Annotated in this window: 12 protein-coding genes; 7 read left to right on the plus strand and 5 right to left on the minus strand. The window is 63.1% G+C overall.

Translation table 11 applies throughout. The features are described 5' to 3' along the window. Positions 1–2 precede the first annotated feature (2 nt). Positions 3–1,202 carry a benzoyl-CoA 2,3-epoxidase subunit BoxA gene (gene boxA / locus HB630_RS00065; protein ID WP_213769335.1) on the plus strand — a complete coding sequence of 400 codons (1,200 nt, stop codon included), beginning with the start codon at positions 3–5 and terminating at the stop codon, positions 1,200–1,202. A 36-nt stretch (positions 1,203–1,238) separates the two neighbouring features. Here the strand turns inward: boxA and HB630_RS00070 are convergent, their stop codons facing one another. Next, on the minus strand, positions 1,239–1,694 hold the full coding sequence (locus tag HB630_RS00070; protein WP_213769336.1) for an Lrp/AsnC family transcriptional regulator: 456 nt from the start codon (positions 1,692–1,694) through the stop codon (positions 1,239–1,241). A gap of 152 nt (positions 1,695–1,846) precedes the next feature. Between HB630_RS00070 and HB630_RS00075 the strand changes: the two genes are divergently transcribed. The 4 genes from HB630_RS00075 to HB630_RS00090 all read left to right on the plus strand — a co-directional run bounded on the left by HB630_RS00075 (position 1,847) and on the right by HB630_RS00090 (position 8,214). Continuing rightward, entirely contained in the window at positions 1,847–5,302 is a 3,456-nt protein-coding gene (locus tag HB630_RS00075) for an indolepyruvate ferredoxin oxidoreductase family protein (protein ID WP_213769337.1), read from the plus strand. 119 nt (positions 5,303–5,421) lie between these two features. Then, complete coding sequence (locus HB630_RS00080) at positions 5,422–5,991, plus strand: DUF305 domain-containing protein (protein ID WP_213770646.1); 570 nt, start codon at positions 5,422–5,424, stop codon at positions 5,989–5,991. 17 nt (positions 5,992–6,008) lie between these two features. Beyond that, positions 6,009–7,484, plus strand: a complete 1,476-nt coding sequence (locus HB630_RS00085) for a YncE family protein (protein WP_213770647.1) — start codon at positions 6,009–6,011, stop codon at positions 7,482–7,484. 61 nt (positions 7,485–7,545) lie between these two features. Further along, positions 7,546–8,214, plus strand: a complete 669-nt coding sequence (locus tag HB630_RS00090) for a metallophosphoesterase (RefSeq protein ID WP_213769338.1) — start codon at positions 7,546–7,548, stop codon at positions 8,212–8,214. 218 nt (positions 8,215–8,432) lie between these two features. Here HB630_RS00090 and HB630_RS00095 read toward each other — a convergent pair whose 3' ends face one another. Next, positions 8,433–10,499 carry a UvrD-helicase domain-containing protein gene (locus HB630_RS00095; protein ID WP_213769339.1) on the minus strand — a complete coding sequence of 689 codons (2,067 nt, stop codon included), beginning with the start codon at positions 10,497–10,499 and terminating at the stop codon, positions 8,433–8,435. 292 nt (positions 10,500–10,791) lie between these two features. Between HB630_RS00095 and HB630_RS00100 the strand changes: the two genes are divergently transcribed. Together HB630_RS00100 and HB630_RS00105 are read left to right on the plus strand one after the other, a co-directional pair. Continuing rightward, positions 10,792–14,049, plus strand: a complete 3,258-nt coding sequence (locus tag HB630_RS00100; protein WP_213769340.1) for an efflux RND transporter permease subunit — start codon at positions 10,792–10,794, stop codon at positions 14,047–14,049. A gap of 5 nt (positions 14,050–14,054) precedes the next feature. After that, positions 14,055–15,407: an efflux RND transporter periplasmic adaptor subunit gene (locus HB630_RS00105; RefSeq protein ID WP_213769341.1), complete on the plus strand. Its 1,353-nt coding sequence runs from the start codon at positions 14,055–14,057 to the stop codon at positions 15,405–15,407. A gap of 27 nt (positions 15,408–15,434) precedes the next feature. On the opposite strand, the gene HB630_RS00110 is transcribed toward HB630_RS00105, so the two are convergent. From HB630_RS00110 to HB630_RS00120, 3 genes are read right to left on the minus strand one after another with little or no spacing between them, the layout of a single operon-like run. Further along, a complete protein-coding gene (locus HB630_RS00110) occupies positions 15,435–16,136 on the minus strand; it encodes a DUF1045 domain-containing protein (RefSeq protein WP_213769342.1) in 702 nt (233 codons plus the stop codon). Between the two features lie 20 nt (positions 16,137–16,156). Then, positions 16,157–17,350 (minus strand): alpha-D-ribose 1-methylphosphonate 5-triphosphate diphosphatase, encoded by a 1,194-nt coding sequence (locus tag HB630_RS00115; protein ID WP_213769343.1) that lies wholly within the window; start codon positions 17,348–17,350, stop codon positions 16,157–16,159. Beyond that, complete coding sequence (locus HB630_RS00120) at positions 17,347–18,012, minus strand: chloramphenicol acetyltransferase (RefSeq protein WP_213769344.1); 666 nt, start codon at positions 18,010–18,012, stop codon at positions 17,347–17,349. Before HB630_RS00120 ends, HB630_RS00115 begins: the two co-directional genes overlap by 4 nt. Positions 18,013–18,049 lie beyond the last annotated feature (37 nt).

The following is an 18,049-nucleotide window of genomic DNA, read 5'->3' on the forward strand; positions in this document are numbered from 1 at the left end:
CGATGAACGAACCGGTGCAGGAGCTGTTGAAGCAGCATCTGATCGATCCTGAAATATGCATTCGCTGCAACACGTGCGAGGAAACCTGCCCGGTCGATGCGGTGACGCATGACGGCAACAATTATGTCGTCGACGCCAGCATCTGCAATCACTGCATGGATTGCATCTCGCCATGTCCCACGGGTTCGATCGATAATTGGCGGGTCGTCGCGCATCCCTATACGTTGGCGGAACAATTTTCCTGGAGCGATCTGCCGCCGCAGCAGGAAATCGCGGTTGCGGACGCGGGAGCCGTCGAGGCGCTCGAGGACGAGATCGACGCCCTGCTTGAAGAGGCGCGCAAGGGACTTGGCGGCAAGCCGGTCGCGCCCCGTTCCGCCAGCAAGCCGACCGTCAATCTGTATAATCGCAACAGGCCGGCACGGGCGACCGTGACCGGCAATTTCCGGCTTACCCATGCGGATGCCGATTCCGATGTGCGCCACATCATCCTGGATTTCGGCGATCAGCCATTTCCGGTGCTGGAAGGCCAGAGCATCGGCATCGTCGCGCCGGGAACGGCGGCGGACGGCACGCCGCACAGGGTGCGGCTTTATTCCATCGCCAGCGCCCGCGACGGCGAGAAGCCGAACGCGAATAATCTGTCGCTGACCGTCAAGCGCGAACCGGGCGGGGTGTGCTCGAACTATCTTTGCGATCTTCCGCGTGGGGCCAAGGTCGAAGTCAACGGCCCGTTCGGCGCAACCTTCCTGCATCCCAACGATCCGGCGGCGAACGTCATCATGATCTGCACCGGAACGGGATCGGCGCCGTTCCGCGCCTTCACCGAGCGGCGCCGCCGCGAGATGCCGGAAGCGCCGGGGCGGCTGTTACTGTTCTTCGGGGCGCGGCGGCCTGAAGAATTGCCGTATTTCGGCCCGCTGCAGAAAGTACCCGAGAAATTGCTTGGTAAATATCTCTGCTATTCGCGGGTGCAGGGCCAGCCGCGCGTCTATGTGCAGGATCGCATTCGTTCGGAGGGGGCGACCGTCGCAGGTCTTCTCAAGGACGCGCAAACCCACGTCTATATTTGTGGCCTCAAGGGTATGGAGACCGGCGTCAATGAGGCCTTTGCCGATGTCTGCCGCGGCGCCTCGATCGACTGGACGATCCTCAAGGGCGCGATGCGCGACGAGGGGAGATATCACGTCGAGACTTACTAATCGGCAAGCCTCCCCATGTCGGGCGGTTCGTCTGCTCTAGAACGGCAGCGCGATCTCGTATTTGATTTCTTTGAGAATGACGTTCGTTCGCACGTGGCGGATACCCGGAATCTTGAACATGAAGTCGTCGAGGAACCGGTTATAGGCGGCCATGTCGCTGACGACGACGCGGAGATGATAGTCGGCGTCGCCGGTCGTCGCGAAGCATTCCAGCACTTCCGGCCGCTGTGTCACCCGCGACACGAATTGCGCGACGAATTTTTCGTCGTGCCGGTCGAGCGCGACATGCAGGATCGCGGACATCGCAAACCCCGCCTGCTCCCGATCCACCAGCGCGGTGTAGCGCGCGATCACGCCGGACTTTTCCAGCGAGTCCACCCGGCGCCAGCAGGCCGACGCCGACAGGCCGGCCTGATCGGCCAATTGCTGGTTGCTCAGCCGGCTGTCCCTTTGCAGGTGCAGCAGCAAGCGACGGTCCTGGGAATCGAGCATCTAATAGCTCCTCTGGTTCGCGACCAGTAATATCCGGATATCTGCCTAAAATCGGATAATTATACCATTCTATCGGGAATACGCGAATAGAATGGATAATCTGACCGGCTGTTTCGGCCGATGATTCCGCCATCATCCGTGGGATCACCGACATGGCATCCATCGCTCCGGACGAACGCACCGACATCGAGACCTATGCGCTGCTGGATCGATACATCAGACCCAGCGGGCGCGTGCTCCTGACGGGAACGCAGGCCTTGGTGCGCATCCTGCTCGATCAGAGCGATCGCGACCGCGCCGACGGACTGAAGACCGCCGGCTTCGTCTCGGGTTATCGCGGATCGCCGCTCGGCGGCGTCGATCTGGAATTGTGGCGCGCCAAGAAATTTCTAAGTGAGCGCCGCATCGAATTCCTGCCGGCGGTCAATGAGGATCTTGCCGCCACCGCGGTTCTCGGCTCGCAGCAGGTCGAAACCAATCCAAGACGGGAGGTCGAGGGAGTCTTCGGCCTCTGGTATGGCAAGGGACCCGGCGTCGATCGCTCGGGCGACGCCTTGAAGCATGGCAACGCCTATGGCTCGTCGCGGCATGGCGGCGTGCTGGTGGTGGCCGGCGACGATCATGGCTGCGTCTCGTCCTCGATGCCGCACCAGTCCGACGTCGCGTTCATGGCCTGGTTCATGCCGACGCTGAACCCGTCGACGGTCGCTGAATATCTCAGCTTCGGCGAATATGGCTACGCGCTCAGCCGCTTTTCGGGAATGTGGGTCGGCTTCAAGGCGATCTCGGAAACGGTGGAGTCCTGCGCTTCCGTAGAACTGAAGCCGCGCCGTCGTTTCGAAATTCCGCCGTTCGCGATGCCCGCCGGAGGTCTTCATTACCGATGGCCGGATCTCCCCGGTCCGCAGATCGAACAGCGGCTCGAATTCAAGAAGAACGCCGTCCTCGCTTTTGCCGCGGCCAATCCGATCGATCGCCGAATCTATGACATAAGCGACGCAAGCTACGGCATCGTGACCACGGGGAAGGGCCATCTCGACGCGATGGAGGCGTTGGCGCTGCTCGGCCTGACCGAGGTGGAATGCCGGCGGCTCGGCATCGATATCTACAAGGTCGGGATGGTGTGGCCGCTCGCCCATCACGATGCGCTGGAGTTCGTCCGTGAGAAGCGCGAGATCCTCGTGATCGAGGAAAAGCGCGGCATCATCGAAAGCCAGTTCAAGGAATATTTTTACGACTATCCGGGCCACAAGCCCGAACGCATGGTCGGCAAAAACGATGAGAACAACTTGCCGCTGGTGCCCTGGACCGGTGAGCTGTCACCGCTTCTGCTGGCGCCGATCATCGCGCGGCGGCTGGATGCGATCTTTCCCGGCCTTGGCCTGCTCGATCGCGCCGAAAAGCTGCGACCGTCGCCGTTAAGACTGATCGATGTTTCCGGCGCGACACGCACGCCCTATTTCTGCTCGGGCTGCCCGCACAACACTTCGACCAAGGTGCCCGAGGGCTCGGAAGCGCTGGCGGGTATCGGATGCCATTTCATGGCAAGCTGGATGGACCGCAACACCAGTTCGTTGATCCAGATGGGCGGCGAGGGCGTCAACTGGGCGGCGTCCTCATTGTTCACCGGGCGCGGGCACGTCTTCCAGAATCTCGGCGAGGGCACCTATTATCACTCGGGATCGATGGCGATCCGGCAGTCCGTCGCGGCGAAAGCCAACATCACCTACAAGATCCTGTTCAATGACGCCGTGGCCATGACCGGCGGTCAGCCGGTCGATGGGCCGATCAGCGTTCACGCCATCGCCCATGAAATGCGCGCCAATGGCGTGCAGCGGATTGCCGTCGTCACCGACGATCCGCTCAAGTTCGATCTTGGTGATTTCCCCAAGGGGACCACGATTCAGGCGCGCGGCCAACTCGATGCGGTCCAGCGCGAATTGCGTGAGATCCCCGGCGTGTCGGTGCTGATCTACGAGCAGGAATGCGCCACCGAGCGTCGGCGGCGACGCAAGCGCGGGCAGGCGCCAGATCCGCAAAAGTTTGCCTATATCAACGATCTCGTCTGCGAAGGATGCGGCGACTGTTCGGTGGAATCGAACTGCCTGAGCGTCGAGCCAAAGGAGACGCCGTTCGGCCGCAAGCGCCAGATCAATCTCTCGAGCTGCAACAAGGATTTTTCCTGCCTCAACGGCTTCTGCCCGAGTTTTGTCACGGTCGAGGGGGCGACGCGCCGGAAGAAAACGGGAGTCGGTATCGATGCATTGGCCCGCGCCGATGAACTTCCTGCCCCGGCGCTACCGAATCTAAACAAGCCGTACAATCTGCTGGTCACCGGCGTCGGCGGCACCGGCGTCATCACGATCGGCGCGCTGGTAACGATGGCCGGGCATCTGGACGGAAAGGGGGCGTCGGTCCTTGACTTCACCGGCTTTGCGCAGAAGTTCGGGCCAGTGCTGAGCTTCATCCGCCTCGCCGCGACCCCGAATGCGATCCACCAGGTTCGCATCGATCACGGCGCCGCCGACGCGCTGATCGGCTGCGACATCGTCGTCAGTTCTTCCATTAAGGCTTCGACGGCCTATGGCCCGGCCATGCGCGCGGTCTTGAACACCGCCGAGATGCCGACCGGCGACGTCGTCCGCAACCGCGACGCCGATCTCGCCGCGCGCGAGCGCTTGCAAGGCATCGAGCGGCTGATCGGGCCGGACCGGATGGTCAGTTTCGATGCCAATCAGGCCGCCAGCGATCTCTACGGCGATACGGTCTTCGCCAACATGATGCTGTTGGGCGCGGCCTGGCAGCAGGGGCTGGTCCCGGTCACGCTTGGCGCCCTGATGCGCGCCATCGAGCTGAACGGCGTGGCGGTCGACCAGAACAAGCAGGCCTTCGCGGCCGGCCGCCTCGCTGCTGCGGGCCGGATGGTCGGGGTTTCGCATGGGATATCGAAGTCCGTGGCCGAATCGCTGGACGACCTCATCGCCCGTCGCGCCGCGTTCCTTGCCGCCTATCAAGATGCGGATTATGCCGCGCGGTATCGGAAGCGCGTGAACGACGTGCGTGCCGCCGAAGACCGCGCCGTGCCGGGCTCGACGCGGCTGACAACGGCCGTCGCGCGGTCGCTGTTCAAGCTGATGGCCTACAAGGACGAATATGAGGTCGCTCGCCTGCACCGGGATGCGGCCTTTGAACAGGCGCTCAACGCGGAATTCGACGGCGACTTCAGGATCAGCCATCACCTTGCGCCGCCGTTCTGGCCGGCGGGCAAGGACGCGCGGGGCAGGCCGCTGAAGCGGCAGTTCGGAAGCTGGATTCGTCCATTATTCGGCGTGCTGGCGCGCCTGAAATTCCTGCGTGGGACGGCCTTCGATATTTTCGGCTATACGGAAGAACGAAGGATGGAGCGCGAGCTGATCGGCTGGTACGACCAGCTCGTCTCGGAATTGCTTCCGTCATTGCGCGCGGACTCGCTCTCCGCGCTCACCGCGATCCTGTCGCTGCCGATGGAAATCCGCGGCTTCGGTCCGGTGAAACAGACGGCGATACAGGCCGTCAAATCGAAGGTCGAATCGCTCCGGAGCGACATGTCCCTTGCCGAAGCCGCCTGACGAACCGCAAGCCGGTTGACGTGGCCACCGCGAGCGTCGGACCGGGTGCTTGCCCCTGCATTCACGCAAACTTCATCGCCGGTTGGAGAAATATCGGGGACCCGCCTGCGTTTACCAGTTTGGGGCCTCAGCAACCGGAGAATGAGTTGTCCAACTCAATTTGGATCCGCGCATTGACATTGTTGGTCGCGGGCTTTGCGATTTTATCGGTATTCGAACAAGCCGCCACGCGTGCTCAAGACGCGACAGCGGTAGTTTCGGCAGCCACTCAACATCCCGCCGAGGCTCCTTTCATCGCCGAGAACGATGCGGCGATGAACAAAATGATGAAAGGCATGGATGTGAAGCCGACCGGCGACATCGATGCCGATTTCGCCGCCATGATGATCCCGCACCATCAGGGCGCCATCGACATGGCGTTGTCGGAGTTGCGCTATGGCAAGAACGAACAGCTGCGCCGGATCGCGCAGGAGATCATCGTCGAGCAGCAGCAGGAGATCAACGCCATGCATCTGGCGCTCGGCCAGCCGTTGCCGCCCGATGCGCCGGCGCCGACGCAAGTCTTTTCCAACCAAGTCACTTCCGGTCAGGTCACTTCCAGCCAGTCGCCAACCACCATGCCGGATCACGCCATGTCGGGTCACGCCGCGATGCCGCATGATGGCATGTCGATGATGCCGATGAAATGAGGATTGATGAAATGAATATGATTGCCGTGAACCGTTATCTTGTCTCCGCGTGTTTTTCTGTGACGCTTGCGATTTGCTCGCCGGCATGGGCCGGTCAGGCGCCGGCCGCGGCGTCAGCGCCGGATATTCCGCTCAGCCATCGCGACCGCGTCTATGCGGCCGAGCAATTCTCCAACACGGTGTCGGTCACCGATCCCGCCGACAACAGGCTGCTCGGCGTCATTCGTCTCGGCGATCCGCAGCCGGGCAATTTCAGCCCGCTATATAAGGGACAGGTTCTTGTTCACGGCATGGGCTTTTCGCCCGACCACAAGACGATCGCGGTGGTGTCGATCGGCTCGAACTCGGTTACCTTCATCGATACCGCGACCAACGCGGTGAAGCACACGACTTATGTCGGACGCTCGCCGCACGAAGCCTTCTTCACGCCGGATGGCAGCGAGGTATGGGTGACGGTGCGGGGCGAGGACTACGTCTCGGTGCTGGACGGCAAGACCTTTGAGGAAAAGGCCCGCATCAAGACGCCGAGCGGCCCGGGCATGCAGATCTTCTCGCCCGACGGCAAGTATGGCTATGTCTGCTCGTCCTTCAATCCGGAGACCGATGTGGTCAGCGTCGCCGATCATCAGATCGTCGGCCGCGTCACGCAGGCGAGCCCGTTCTGTCCCAACATCGCGGCGACGCCCGATGGCAAGCAGGTGTGGTTCACACTGAAGGACACCGGCAAGACCCAGGTGTTCAACGCCCAGCCGCCGTTCGAGGTCATCAAGACGCTCGATACCGGGCCGATCACCAACCATGTCAATATCGCGCGCAATGCCAATGGCGACTTCGCCTATGTGACGGTCGGCGGCCTGAATCAGGTGAAGGTGTTCCGCACCGATAATTTCGAGCAGGTCGCGACGATTCCGGTCGGCAAGCTGCCGCATGGCGTCTGGCCGTCGGGTGACGGCAGCCGGGTCTATGTCGGTCTGGAAAACGACGACGCGCTGGCCGCGATCGATACGCTGACCAACAAGGTGATCGCGACGATCCCGATCGGACAGGCGCCGCAGGCGGTCAATTATGTGCCGAACGCCGTACCCGAAGGCGACGGCAAGCAGGATTTGCAGCCGCTGGGCCTGGCGGGACAGGCCGCTCATCTGGTGCTGATGCCGCGATCGACCACCGGCTCGTCGGCCGATGCGTCGAGAACGCCGACCAGCGTTTCGCTGTTCGACCAGGGCCTTGTCCAGATCTTGCAGGCCTCGGTGACCAGGCTTGAGCCGAAGAAGCCGTATGTGCTCGCTTTCTCGTCCAACCGTGACGGCAGCGGGCCGTTGCAGCCGCTCGCGAATTTCATGACCAATCCGGCGGGCTCGGCGATCGTCAATGCGGCCGGCCCGATCCGGCAGCTGGTGGACGACGCGGCTCTCGCGCAGAAACGCTATCTCGTCATCGCGGAAGGCGGCGGCGGAAAACCGGGGGACGTCGTGCAGGTCGAGGCGCGGTAAGTTCGAGCGTTTATGGCCGAGAATATGTGCCGCCATGCCTGAAACCTGATACAGCTCACGGATGGCTATCACCTGCGTCATTCCGGATCTTCACGGCAGGGCGGACCTGCTCAGCGACGGTCTTGCCGCGATCGTCGCGCATGCGCGCGGCGGGGCCGGGACGATCATCGCGCTCGGCGATTACGTCGATAAGGGACCCGACGCCAAGGCCGTCATCGATCTCCTGCGCAACGATCCCGCGCCGGGATGGACCTTCGTCGCGCTCAAGGGCAATCACGACGCCATGATGGTCGAAGCCTTGCGCGTTCCATCCAGAATGGCGCCGTGGCTGGAGCGGGGCGGCGATGCCGTGATCAGGTCCTATGGCGGCGATCCCTTGCAGGTGCCGGCGGCCGATATTGAATGGCTGGATGGGCTGCCGTTGCTGCACACCGACCGTCATCGCATTTACGTGCATGCCGGCGTCGATCCGGAACTGCCGCTCGATCAGCAAACCGAAAAGACGCTGCTGTGGAAGCGCTATCCGGAAGGATCAGGCTCCGGTCTTGATGGGCGCTATGTCGTCCACGGCCACGATTCCTTTCCCGGCGGCCCGAAGCTCTATCAGGGGCGGGCCAACCTCGATACGCGCGCATGGCGGACCGGACGACTGGTGATCGGCGTGTTCGAGGACGACAGGCCCGGCGGGCCTGTCGATTTTATCGAAATATCGGGCCCGCCGCGCGGTTAGAGCATGATGAGATCAGGTCGAGATCGAGCGTCAGCGGCAGTCTGCCCCCTCCCTCTTGGGAGAGGGTTGGGGTGAGGGGGGTACGGTCTATCGATGGAGCATAACACCTCATCCGGCGCTGTGCGCCGACCTCTCTCAACGGGAGTCTCAACGGGAGAGGTAAAGAGACAGCGTGGACGACGGCGATTCATCTCACTCCGGGTGGCGCCGCACCGACCTCATCGCCACATGCCGCGCATCCGCGCGCCGATGTCGATCCTTGGCCCCATGCTGCGCACGCTGTCGCTCGCGGCAAAGGCCGGCCAGCCGGTACGCTCGAACAGCCCGAGCAGCCGGTCGGGAATGAAGCGCGTCCGCGCCGCATAGACATGGCGGTCGCCTTTGGCGTGCTGGCCGTAGGTGAAAAAACGCTGCGGCACCATGAGGTGCAGATCATCTTTGGCGCGCGTCATGCCGACATAAAGCAGGCGGCGTTCCTCCTCGAGTTCGGCCGACGTTCCGGCGCCGAGATCGGACGGCATGCAGCCATCGACGACGTTCAACATATAGACCGATTTCCACTCCTGTCCCTTGGCGGAGTGGATCGTGGACAGGATCAAATAATCCTCGTCGCGCAGGGCAATTCCGGCCTGGCCGCTGGTCGCGTCCGGCGGATCGAGCGTGAGCTCGGTGAGAAAACGCTGCCGCGACGGATAGCCGGTTGCGATCTGCTCGAGCTGGATCAGGTCGGCCCGCCGCGTTTCGGCGTCCTCGTGGATACGGTCGAGATGCGGCTCGTACCACAGGCGCGCGCGCTCGATATCGGCAGGCCATTCCGAATAGCGCAAATTGGCCACGGTCTCGACAAAAGCGCTCCAGTCGGCGCCGGCGCGGGGCGGCGCGCGCAAATGGCACAGCGCGTCTGCGGGATCGGCCGCTTCCGCCACCTGATCGAGCACGCGCTGCGCCGAAGCGGGCCCGACGCCGGGCAGCAAATGCAGAACCCGGAAGCCCGCGACGCGGTCGCGTGGGTTTTCGATAAAACGCAGCAGCGCCAGCACGTCCTTGACATGGGCCGCGTCGAGGAATTTCAGGCCGCCGAATTTCACGAAAGGAATGTTGCGGCGGGTCAGTTCGACTTCCAGCGGACCGCTATGCGATGAGGTGCGAAACAACACCGCCTGCTGCTTGAGAAGGGTTCCGCTTTCCCGGTTCTCAAGCACCTGCTCGACGATATAGCGGGCCTGGTCGGCCTCGTCGCGGACCGTGACGAGCCGGGGCCTCGCCGACGACGCCCGTTCGCTCCAGAGGTTTTTGGTGAAACGCTCTTTGGCGAGATCGATCACGCCATTTGCCGCCGCCAGGATTGGTTGTGTCGAACGGTAGTTGCGATTGAGCGTCACGATCTCGGCGCGCGGCGCGAATTGATCGGGAAATTCCAGGATATTGCGCACGGTCGCGGCCCGGAACGAATAGATCGACTGGGCATCGTCGCCGACCACCGTCAGCCCGTGGCCGCCCGGCCTCAATGTCCGCAGGATCGAGGACTGCAAGCGGTTGGTGTCCTGATATTCGTCGACCAGAATATGATCGAAACGGCCGCCCACGTCAGCCGCGATCGCGACATCCGACATCATCTGCGCCCAGTACAGCAGCAGGTCGTCGTAATCGAGCACGTTCTGCTTCTGCTTGGCTTCGACATAGGCGGCGAATAATTGCTTGAGCTCGTTGCTCCAGCCCGAGCACCACGGGAAGAATTGTCCGAGCACCTGCTCGACCGGCAATTCGGCGTTCACGCAGCGCGAATAGATCGCAAGACAGGTACCCTTGGCCGGAAAACGGCTTTCGGTCCTGGACAGGCCGAGTTCATGCCGCACCAGGTTCATCAGGTCGGCCGAGTCCTCGCGGTCATGGATCGTGAACGCCGGATCGATCCCGATCTGCTCGGCGTGCTCGCGCAACAGCCGCGCGCCGATGCCGTGGAAGGTTCCGGCCCAACTGAGCGCATCCGTCATGATCGAGGCGTTGTCGCCCAGCACCTTGCGCGCGATGCGTTCGACCCGGTGCGCCATCTCCGTGGCGGCGCGTCGCGAAAACGTCATCAACAGGATCCGGCGCGGATCGGCCTTGTTGACGATCAGGTGCGCGACCCGATGGGCGAGCGTGTTGGTCTTGCCGGATCCCGCGCCGGCGATCACCAGCAGGGGCGCGCCAATATGGCCAGCGGCCGTCACGCCATGTTCGACCGCGCGCCGCTGTTCCGGATTGAGTGTGTCCAGGTATGGAGCGGCAGTGGACGCCGGCACGAATCATTCCCCTCGCATGCGCCACGCTCGGCGATTTCGGCCGGAATCGCAATGAGATCGTCCTTGGAGATCGTCTCTAGGTAACGCATGCGCGGCAAGGCGGATGATGGAGGACGAGGGTGCCCAAATAACGGACATGAAGCCGCACAACAAGCTCGCGTCGTGCCGTCCGGAACGGCAGATCGCCTCGTAGTCACAAAGAGTTGCGCCCGAATCGACCGGGCGTGGTGTGGGCGAGCTTGAACTTTATCTCGCAGTTGCGAATTCTAGTGGGGGAATTGAAGGGATCGGCATGGGTCTTGTCAAATACGCACTGAAGTTCCGCGTATCCTTTTTCGTGCTGTCGATACTGATGATGCTGGGCGGCATCGGCGCGGCAATCGTGATGCCGAAGGACGTGCTGCCTAACGTCGACATCCCCGTCGTGGTCGTGGTGTGGACCTATACCGGTCTCGACACCACCGACATGGCGCAGCGAATTACCACCTACAGCGAATTCTCGCTCTCCAACAACGTCAACAATATCAGGCGAATGGAGAGCACGACGCTTCAGGGCGTCACGATCGAGAAAGTCTATTTCGAGCAGAGCGTTTCCATCGACCTCGCGATCACGCAGGTCGTTTCGGCGATGAATTCGATCCGAGCGGTGATGCCGCCCGGCATTCAGCCGCCGGTGGTGATGCGGTTTTCCGCCTCGTCGGTGCCGGTGGTCCAATTGGCGCTGTCGTCCAACCAGCAAAGCCAGTCCCAGCTCTACGATTACGCGCAATACCGGATCCGCCAGACCCTCACCGCCGTGCCCGGCAGCACGCTGCCTTCGCCCTATGGCGGAGCGCCGCGGCAGGTCATGGTCGATCTGGATATGCACGCCCTGCAAGGTTACGGGTTGACGCCGCTCGACGTGACCAACGCGCTTTCGGCCCAAAACCTGACCGTGCCTTCGGGCCAGTCGAAGATCGGCAATTGGCAATACCCGATCCGGCTCAATTCGGCGCCGGAAGCGATCGCCGCTCTGAACGCCATCCCGGTCAAGGTGGTCGGCGGGACGCCGGTGCTGGTCCGCGACGTCGCCTATGTTCGCGACGGCGCGCCGCCGCAGCAGAACATCGTCCGCGCCAATGGCGGTCATTCGATCCTGCTGACCATCCTCAAGAACGGCGAAGCCTCGACCCTGTCGGTGGTCAATAATGTGAAGCGCTTCCTGCCCCAGATCCGCGCGGCCGCGCCACAGGGCGCCAAGATCGACCTCCTGTTCGACCAATCCGTTTTCGTCTCCGGCGCGATCATGGATGTGCTGCGAGAGGCCGTGATCGCCGCGGGTTTGACCGGGCTGATGATCCTGCTGTTTCTTGGCTCCTGGCGCTCGACCCTCGTGGTGCTGATCTCGATCCCGTTGTCGATCCTGACATCGCTCTCCGCGCTCGCGCTGCTCGGTCACACCATCAACATCATGACGCTCGGCGGCCTGGCGCTCGCCGTCGGCATCCTGGTCGACGACGCGACGGTCGCGATCGAGAATACCTACCGGCTGATGGAGGAGGGGCATCCGTTCCGAGAATCCGTCGCCGAGGGCGCCGCCGGCATCGCCAAGCCGGCGCTGATCTCGACGCTCGCGATCTGCGCCGCCTTCGTGTCGGTGCTGTTCCTGACCGACACCCCGAAATTCCTGTTCACGCCGCAGGCGCTGGCGGTCGTGTTCGCGATGCTGGCGTCCTACTTGCTGTCGCGAACGGTGGTTCCGATCTTCATCGACGTCCTGGTGCGGCGCGAGCATGAGCAGCGTTTTGGATCCCACGGGCATGGCGGCGGCCATCAACAGGCTGCGGAATCCGGACAACATCAGGACGGAACTGAACGGTATGATGAAAAGCCGGCCGCAAAGCCCGGCTTCTTCGCCCGCTTCCATGCCGGCTTCGAGCGCAGGTTTGCCCGTTTCCACGATGGATATATCGGCCTGTTGCATGTCGTGCTGGAGCGGCGCATCGCGGCCTTCGCCGTCGCCGGCTGTGTGGTTGCGATCGCGGGCGTGCTGTTCATGTTCGTCGGCGAGGACTATTTTCCCCAGATCGACGCTGGCGAATTGACATTGCATGTTCGCACCAGGTCCGGACAGCGGATCGAGACCGCCGAACAGACGTTCTCCGCGATCGAGGACAAGATCCGTCAGGTCATACCGGCAAAGGATCTCGAACTTGTCCTCGACAATATCGGGCTTCCCGCCAGCAACTATAATTTCGCCTTTGGCGATGGTTCCTTCGTCGCCAACAATGACGGCCAGATCCTGATCTCGCTGAAGGAAGGCCATGCCTCGACCGACTCTTACCGCAAGACCCTGCGGGACGTTCTTCGACAGTCGTTTCCGGACGTGATCTTCTATTTCCAGCCGTCGGACATCATCACGCAAATTCTCGACTTCGGAACCATCACGCCGATCGACGTTCAGGTCACCGGGCGCAACGCCGCCAAGGATCTCGAGGTTGCCAAGCATATCGAGACCCGGCTTCGCGCGGTGCGCGGGGCCGTCGATGTGCATATCCAGCAGATCACCGACGCGCCCGAGTTCTTTGCCGATGTCGACCGGCAGATGGCGCAGGAGATCGGGCTGAACGAGCAGCAGGTGGCCGACAGCCTGAACATCTCGCTGGCCGGCAGCTTCCAGGTCACGCCGAATTTCTGGTCCGACCCGAAAAGCGGAATTCCCTACCAGCTCTGGGTCCAGACCCCGGAATACCGGAACAATTCGCTGACCGATGTCGGCAACACGCCGCTATACGTTTCGAGCACCACCGGGCAGGGCGGCGGCGTGGTTACGCTGTTCAACAATGTCGCCAGGCTGCGCCGCCAGTCCGAGCAGACGGTCGTCAATCACGTCAACACCCAACCCAAGTTCGACATTTTCGCAAGCGTGCAAAATCGCGATCTCGGCTCGGTCAGCAGCGAGATTTCGCAGATCATGCAGGACGAGCAGAAGAACCTGCCGGTACCGGACCGGATCTCGGTGCTCGGCCAGATCGCCGACATGCACAGCGCATTCCAGAACCTTGGATTGGGCCTCGCGATCGCGATGGTGGCGGTCTATCTGCTGATGGCGATCAACTTCCAGAGCTGGGGCGATCCGTTCGTGATCATCGCCGCGCTGCCGCTGGCCTTCTGCGGCATCGTCATGAGCCTGTTTGTCACGCAGACATCCTTTTCGATTCCCTCGCTGTTCGGCGCCATCATGAGCGTCGGCGTGGCCAGCGCCAATTCGATCCTGCTCGTGACCTTCGCGCGCGAGCATCGTGAAAAGACCGGCTGCAGCGCCGTCGAAGCCGCCATCAAGGCCGGCGAGACCCGGCTGCGGCCGGTGCTGATGACCGCGGCCGCGATGTTTGTCGGCCTGATCCCGATGGCGCTCGGCCTTGGCGAGGGCAGCGAGCAGAATGCCGCGCTGGCGCGGGCGGTGCTCGGCGGCGTGCTGGTCGGGACCTGCTCGACGCTGTTGTTCGTGCCGCTGCTTTATTCCGTGCTTCGCAAGGGCGACGTCAAACCGCTGGAAGACTACATATGAACGTAATGGCCAAGGTAGAACCGCAGCCGCCGGCGAACGACGCCCACGGGCAAGCGCGAAAGCCCCAGCCGCCTTCGCTGCGGCTGTTGTGGCTGGTTTTGGCGATTGTTGCGGTCGTGCTCGGATTTGGGGCGGTTGGTCACTGGCGGACCCATGCCGCTGCGGAGCAGACGCAAGAGGCAATCAACAGCGACGAGCCGATGGTGCGGACGGCCGCGGCGAAAGTCCTTGCCGATCCGATCAAGGTTACCCTGCCCGGGCAGACCGAGGGGTTTGACCGCGCCAGCATCTTTGCGCGCGCGACCGGCTACATCGCCGAGCGCAGGGTCGATATCGGCAGCCACGTCAAGCGGGGCGATCTGTTGGCAAGGATCGCCTCGCCCGATCTGGACCGGCAGCTCGATCAGGCGGAAGCGCAGCTGTTGCAGGTCACCGCCGCGGTGGCGCAGGCGAAGGCCCAGGTGAGCCTCGCCGAGGCCAATCTCAAGCTCGGCAATGTAACCTTTGCCCGCATCGACTCGCTTGCCCAGAAGGGATTTGAGACGATCCAGAACCGGGACAATCAGCAGGCCAACATGTCGTCGCAGCAGGCCAACGTCGAGGCGGCCAATGCCGGGGTCAAGGTGGCCGAGGCCAACGTGCAGGCGCAGCAGGCGACCGTGAACCGGCTGAAGACGCTGGCGAGTTTCGAGGAAGTGTGTGCTCCCTTCGACGGCGTGGTCAGCGCCCGCAACGTCGATATCGGCGATCTCGTCAACGCCGATAATGGCGGCGGGACGCCGATGTTCAGCCTGGTCCAGGACGATGTGTTGCGCGTCGCCGTCAATATACCGCAGACCCAGGCGGTCGGCATTCGCGACGGTCTGTCGGCAAAGGTCACGGTGTTCGAACTGCCCGACCGCACGTTCTCGGGCACCGTGGCCCGCAACGCCGGCGCACTGCAATCCGCCAGCCGCACCTTGCCGGTCCAGGTGGACGTGCCGAATCCGGATCACGCGCTGAAAGCCGGCATATTCGTCAATATCGAGATCGAGGTGCCGCGCGCGCATCCCAATATTCAGATTCCGGCCGAAGCGTTGATCTTCAACCAGCAGGGATTGCATGTCGCGGTCGCCAAGGACAACCAGATCCATTTCAAGGACGTGAAGATCTATCGCGATCTCGGCGACGTCGTTGAATTGGAAAGCGGCCTCAGCGGTCAGGACCAGGTCGTGCTGAACCCGCCGACCACGATCCACGAGGGGCAGAAAATCAAGGTCGCTCCGCCTTCGGAAGGCGACGGCCAGAAGGTGGCTTCGGCGGGCCAGCCGCCGGCCGGTCAGGCGGCTGACCCTGGCAAGGCGCAAGGCAAGCAATAAGGCAAATAGCGACCCACGCGCGCCGGATCAGGATGCGCGCAACGGCCATTGGCCGGTGATTTGGAAACGCGCCAAAGGATGGTCCTGTCGAAACAGGGCGATCTGGTCGATCGCCAGCGACGTCATTTGAAGCGCGGCAAACCGCTGCCGCAGCAACGCGACGATCGTCTCGCGTCGTTCGGCTGGCAGCCTACCGGTCAGCGTCATGTGGAAGCGGAATTCGTCCATCACGTAGGGATAGCCCCAGCGGTCGAGATAGTCGCATTGCCTCGGCGTCAGCTTCGACGGATTTCGCCGCGCGCGGTCTTCCGCCATGAGCGGCGCGCGGAACGAATCGAAGGCGCGGATAGCGTCGGCGGCTAACTGCGCAAGCTCGGCCGAATGTGCCGCCGGCACGATGGCGATGAAGTCGCTAATCGTGTTGACGACGGGTTGGATGACCGGAACGGCCCGTGGCGTTTGGGCAAACGCTTCGCAGGCCGCGAGCAATTCGGCCTCGGTCTTGCCGGCCGCCAACGTCAGCGGCGCTTTCAGCGTGGCGTGGAGGCCGTATTTGCGCGGATCCTGCGTCAGCTCCCGCCAGTCCGGCACCATCTGCTCGATGCCGTCGGCAAACGGGAGATCCTTGCCGCTGAAGGTGTCGTAGCCGAGCAAATGCGCACCGAAGCGGTCGAGATCGCTGCCGGGCGGCGGGGCATAATAGATCGCATAGCGCGGAGCATCGGTCATGGGTGAAGCATAGAGCCGGCTCAGACGGCTGCAACCGTCTTGCGTGACACCGCGGGCCTTCGGCTCAGCCGGTCCGCATCGGCGATGTGAACCAGACGGCCGGCGGAGATCACGGCAACGAGGCGCGGCCTCAGCTTCGGTTGATCGTCGACGAGGAGGACATCGGCGCGACCACCGGGGGCGAGAACGCCGCGATCGGCAAGTCCCGCGGCGCGGGCCGGCGCGGATGAAATCAGATCCCAGGCTTTCGGCAAAGTCAGCACGCCGTCATGGACCAGCCGGAAGGCGGCGAGCAATGGCGCCGGATAATAATAATCCGAAGCCAGCACCGAACACAGGCCCTTGGCGATCATGTCGCTGGCCCGGGTCCAGCCGGTGTGGCTGCCACCGCGCACCACATTCGGCGCGCCGAACACGATGAAGTCGCCGCCATCGGCGGCTTCGCGCGCGGTCTCTTCATTCACCGGGAATTCGGCGATGGCGATGCCCTGGCTGCGGAAGGCCTGGCGCATCGCGGGGCTGTTGTCGTCATGCGACAGCGTGCGGACGCCGGCGTCGTTCGCGGCCTTGGCCAGACGCGCGACCGAGGCGGGCACGTCATGTGCGCGGCCAACGACGCGCTTCACCAGCGCATCGAACGCCTCGCTGGAGAGGCCGGTGCGTTCGACCATGCGGTTGCGCTTCTGCGGCTTGGCAAGGTCCGCGACCGTTCCATCCATATGGTCGTTGAAGCCGAGCAGGTCGATCCGGCCTTCGGCCAGCCATCGGCAGATGTCATCCTCGGCGTCGAGATTGTAGGTCTCGTGCCGCAGATGGAAGCGGGTGTCGGCGGCAAGCTGCGGCCGCAGGCTTTCGATCGCCTCGAGCAATTGCCGCGCGTTGTCGGCGCTGCGCAGGCCAGGCTCCCACGACCAGGTGGTGGCGTGAAACACCGTGGTGATGCCGTTGGCGATCGCCTGCCGGTCGCTGTCGACCAGCGCGACGTCGATCGGAAAATCGACGCCGGCGCGGGGCATCATCTGCCGTTCGAACGCATCGCCATGCAGGTCGACAATGCCCGGCAGCACCAGCAGGTCTCCGGCGTCGATCGCAAGCGAGCCGTGCTGCTGTCCGGCGCCGACGGAGCTGATCTTGCCGTCCGCGATCCCGAGCGAGGTTTCGCGAATTTCCGCACCGAGAAGTGTCCGGCCGCCTTCAATCAGAACCTCGCTCATGACGCGGCCCTTTGCCGCGGCGCTGATGCCCGCGCGGTGTTCTTGGTCTCGTATTTTTCGAGAAATTCCTCGATGCCAAGCTTGCGGAAGTCCGGCAGCGCAAGGCGCAGCGTTTCGTGGTCCCACTCCCACCATGCCAGCGCCGCCAACCGGTCGCCGATGGTTTCCGGAAACCGTCGTTTGATCACGCGCGCGGGATTGCCGCCGACGATGGTGTAGGCTGGAATGTCCTTGGTCACGATGGCACCGGCCGCGACCACGGCGCCGGTGCCGACGTTGCGTCCCGGCAGCACGATCGCGCCGTGGCCGATCCAAACGTCATGGCCAATGTCTACGTGATGCGCGCGCCGCCATTCGAAGAATTCGGCATCGTCGCTCTCTTCCGCAAAATAGGCGCTGGCGCGATAGGTGAAGTGCGCTTGCGTGGCGCGATGCATCGGGTGATTGCCGGGATTGATCCGGGTCATCGCCGCGATCGAGCAGAACTTTCCGATCGTCGTGTAGGTGATCTGGGAATCGTTCACGACGTAGGAGTAATCGCCCATCGTCACGTCGAGCAGCATGGTCCGGGCGCCGACTTCGCAATAGGCGCCAAGCCGGGTGTCCTGGACCTTGGCCGTCGGATCGATCGTGGGTTCGACGGAGAGTCGCTTGCCGGCCATACCAGTTTCCCTACCGTTTGTTCATCGAAAGGCTTGC

The sequence above is a fragment of the Bradyrhizobium sp. dw_78 genome (assembly GCF_018449525.1).
Taxonomy (GTDB): domain Bacteria; phylum Pseudomonadota; class Alphaproteobacteria; order Rhizobiales; family Xanthobacteraceae; genus Bradyrhizobium.

What these genes read in the sequence shown, in the direction of transcription:
- HB630_RS00115 (WP_213769343.1), bottom strand. Translation starts at nt 17,350, where the DNA reads ATGAGCGAGGTTCTGATTGAAGGCGGCCGGACACTTCTCGGTGCGGAA.
- HB630_RS00120 (WP_213769344.1), bottom strand. Translation starts at nt 18,012, where the DNA reads ATGGCCGGCAAGCGACTCTCCGTCGAACCCACGATCGATCCGACGGCC.
- HB630_RS00105 (WP_213769341.1), top strand. Translation starts at nt 14,055, where the DNA reads ATGGCCAAGGTAGAACCGCAGCCGCCGGCGAACGACGCCCACGGGCAA.
- HB630_RS00085 (WP_213770647.1), top strand. Translation starts at nt 6,009, where the DNA reads ATGATTGCCGTGAACCGTTATCTTGTCTCCGCGTGTTTTTCTGTGACG.
- HB630_RS00090 (WP_213769338.1), top strand. Translation starts at nt 7,546, where the DNA reads ATGGCTATCACCTGCGTCATTCCGGATCTTCACGGCAGGGCGGACCTG.
- HB630_RS00070 (WP_213769336.1), bottom strand. Translation starts at nt 1,694, where the DNA reads ATGCTCGATTCCCAGGACCGTCGCTTGCTGCTGCACCTGCAAAGGGAC.
- HB630_RS00075 (WP_213769337.1), top strand. Translation starts at nt 1,847, where the DNA reads ATGGCATCCATCGCTCCGGACGAACGCACCGACATCGAGACCTATGCG.
- boxA (WP_213769335.1), top strand. Translation starts at nt 3, where the DNA reads ATGAACGAACCGGTGCAGGAGCTGTTGAAGCAGCATCTGATCGATCCT.
- HB630_RS00110 (WP_213769342.1), bottom strand. Translation starts at nt 16,136, where the DNA reads ATGACCGATGCTCCGCGCTATGCGATCTATTATGCCCCGCCGCCCGGC.
- HB630_RS00100 (WP_213769340.1), top strand. Translation starts at nt 10,792, where the DNA reads ATGGGTCTTGTCAAATACGCACTGAAGTTCCGCGTATCCTTTTTCGTG.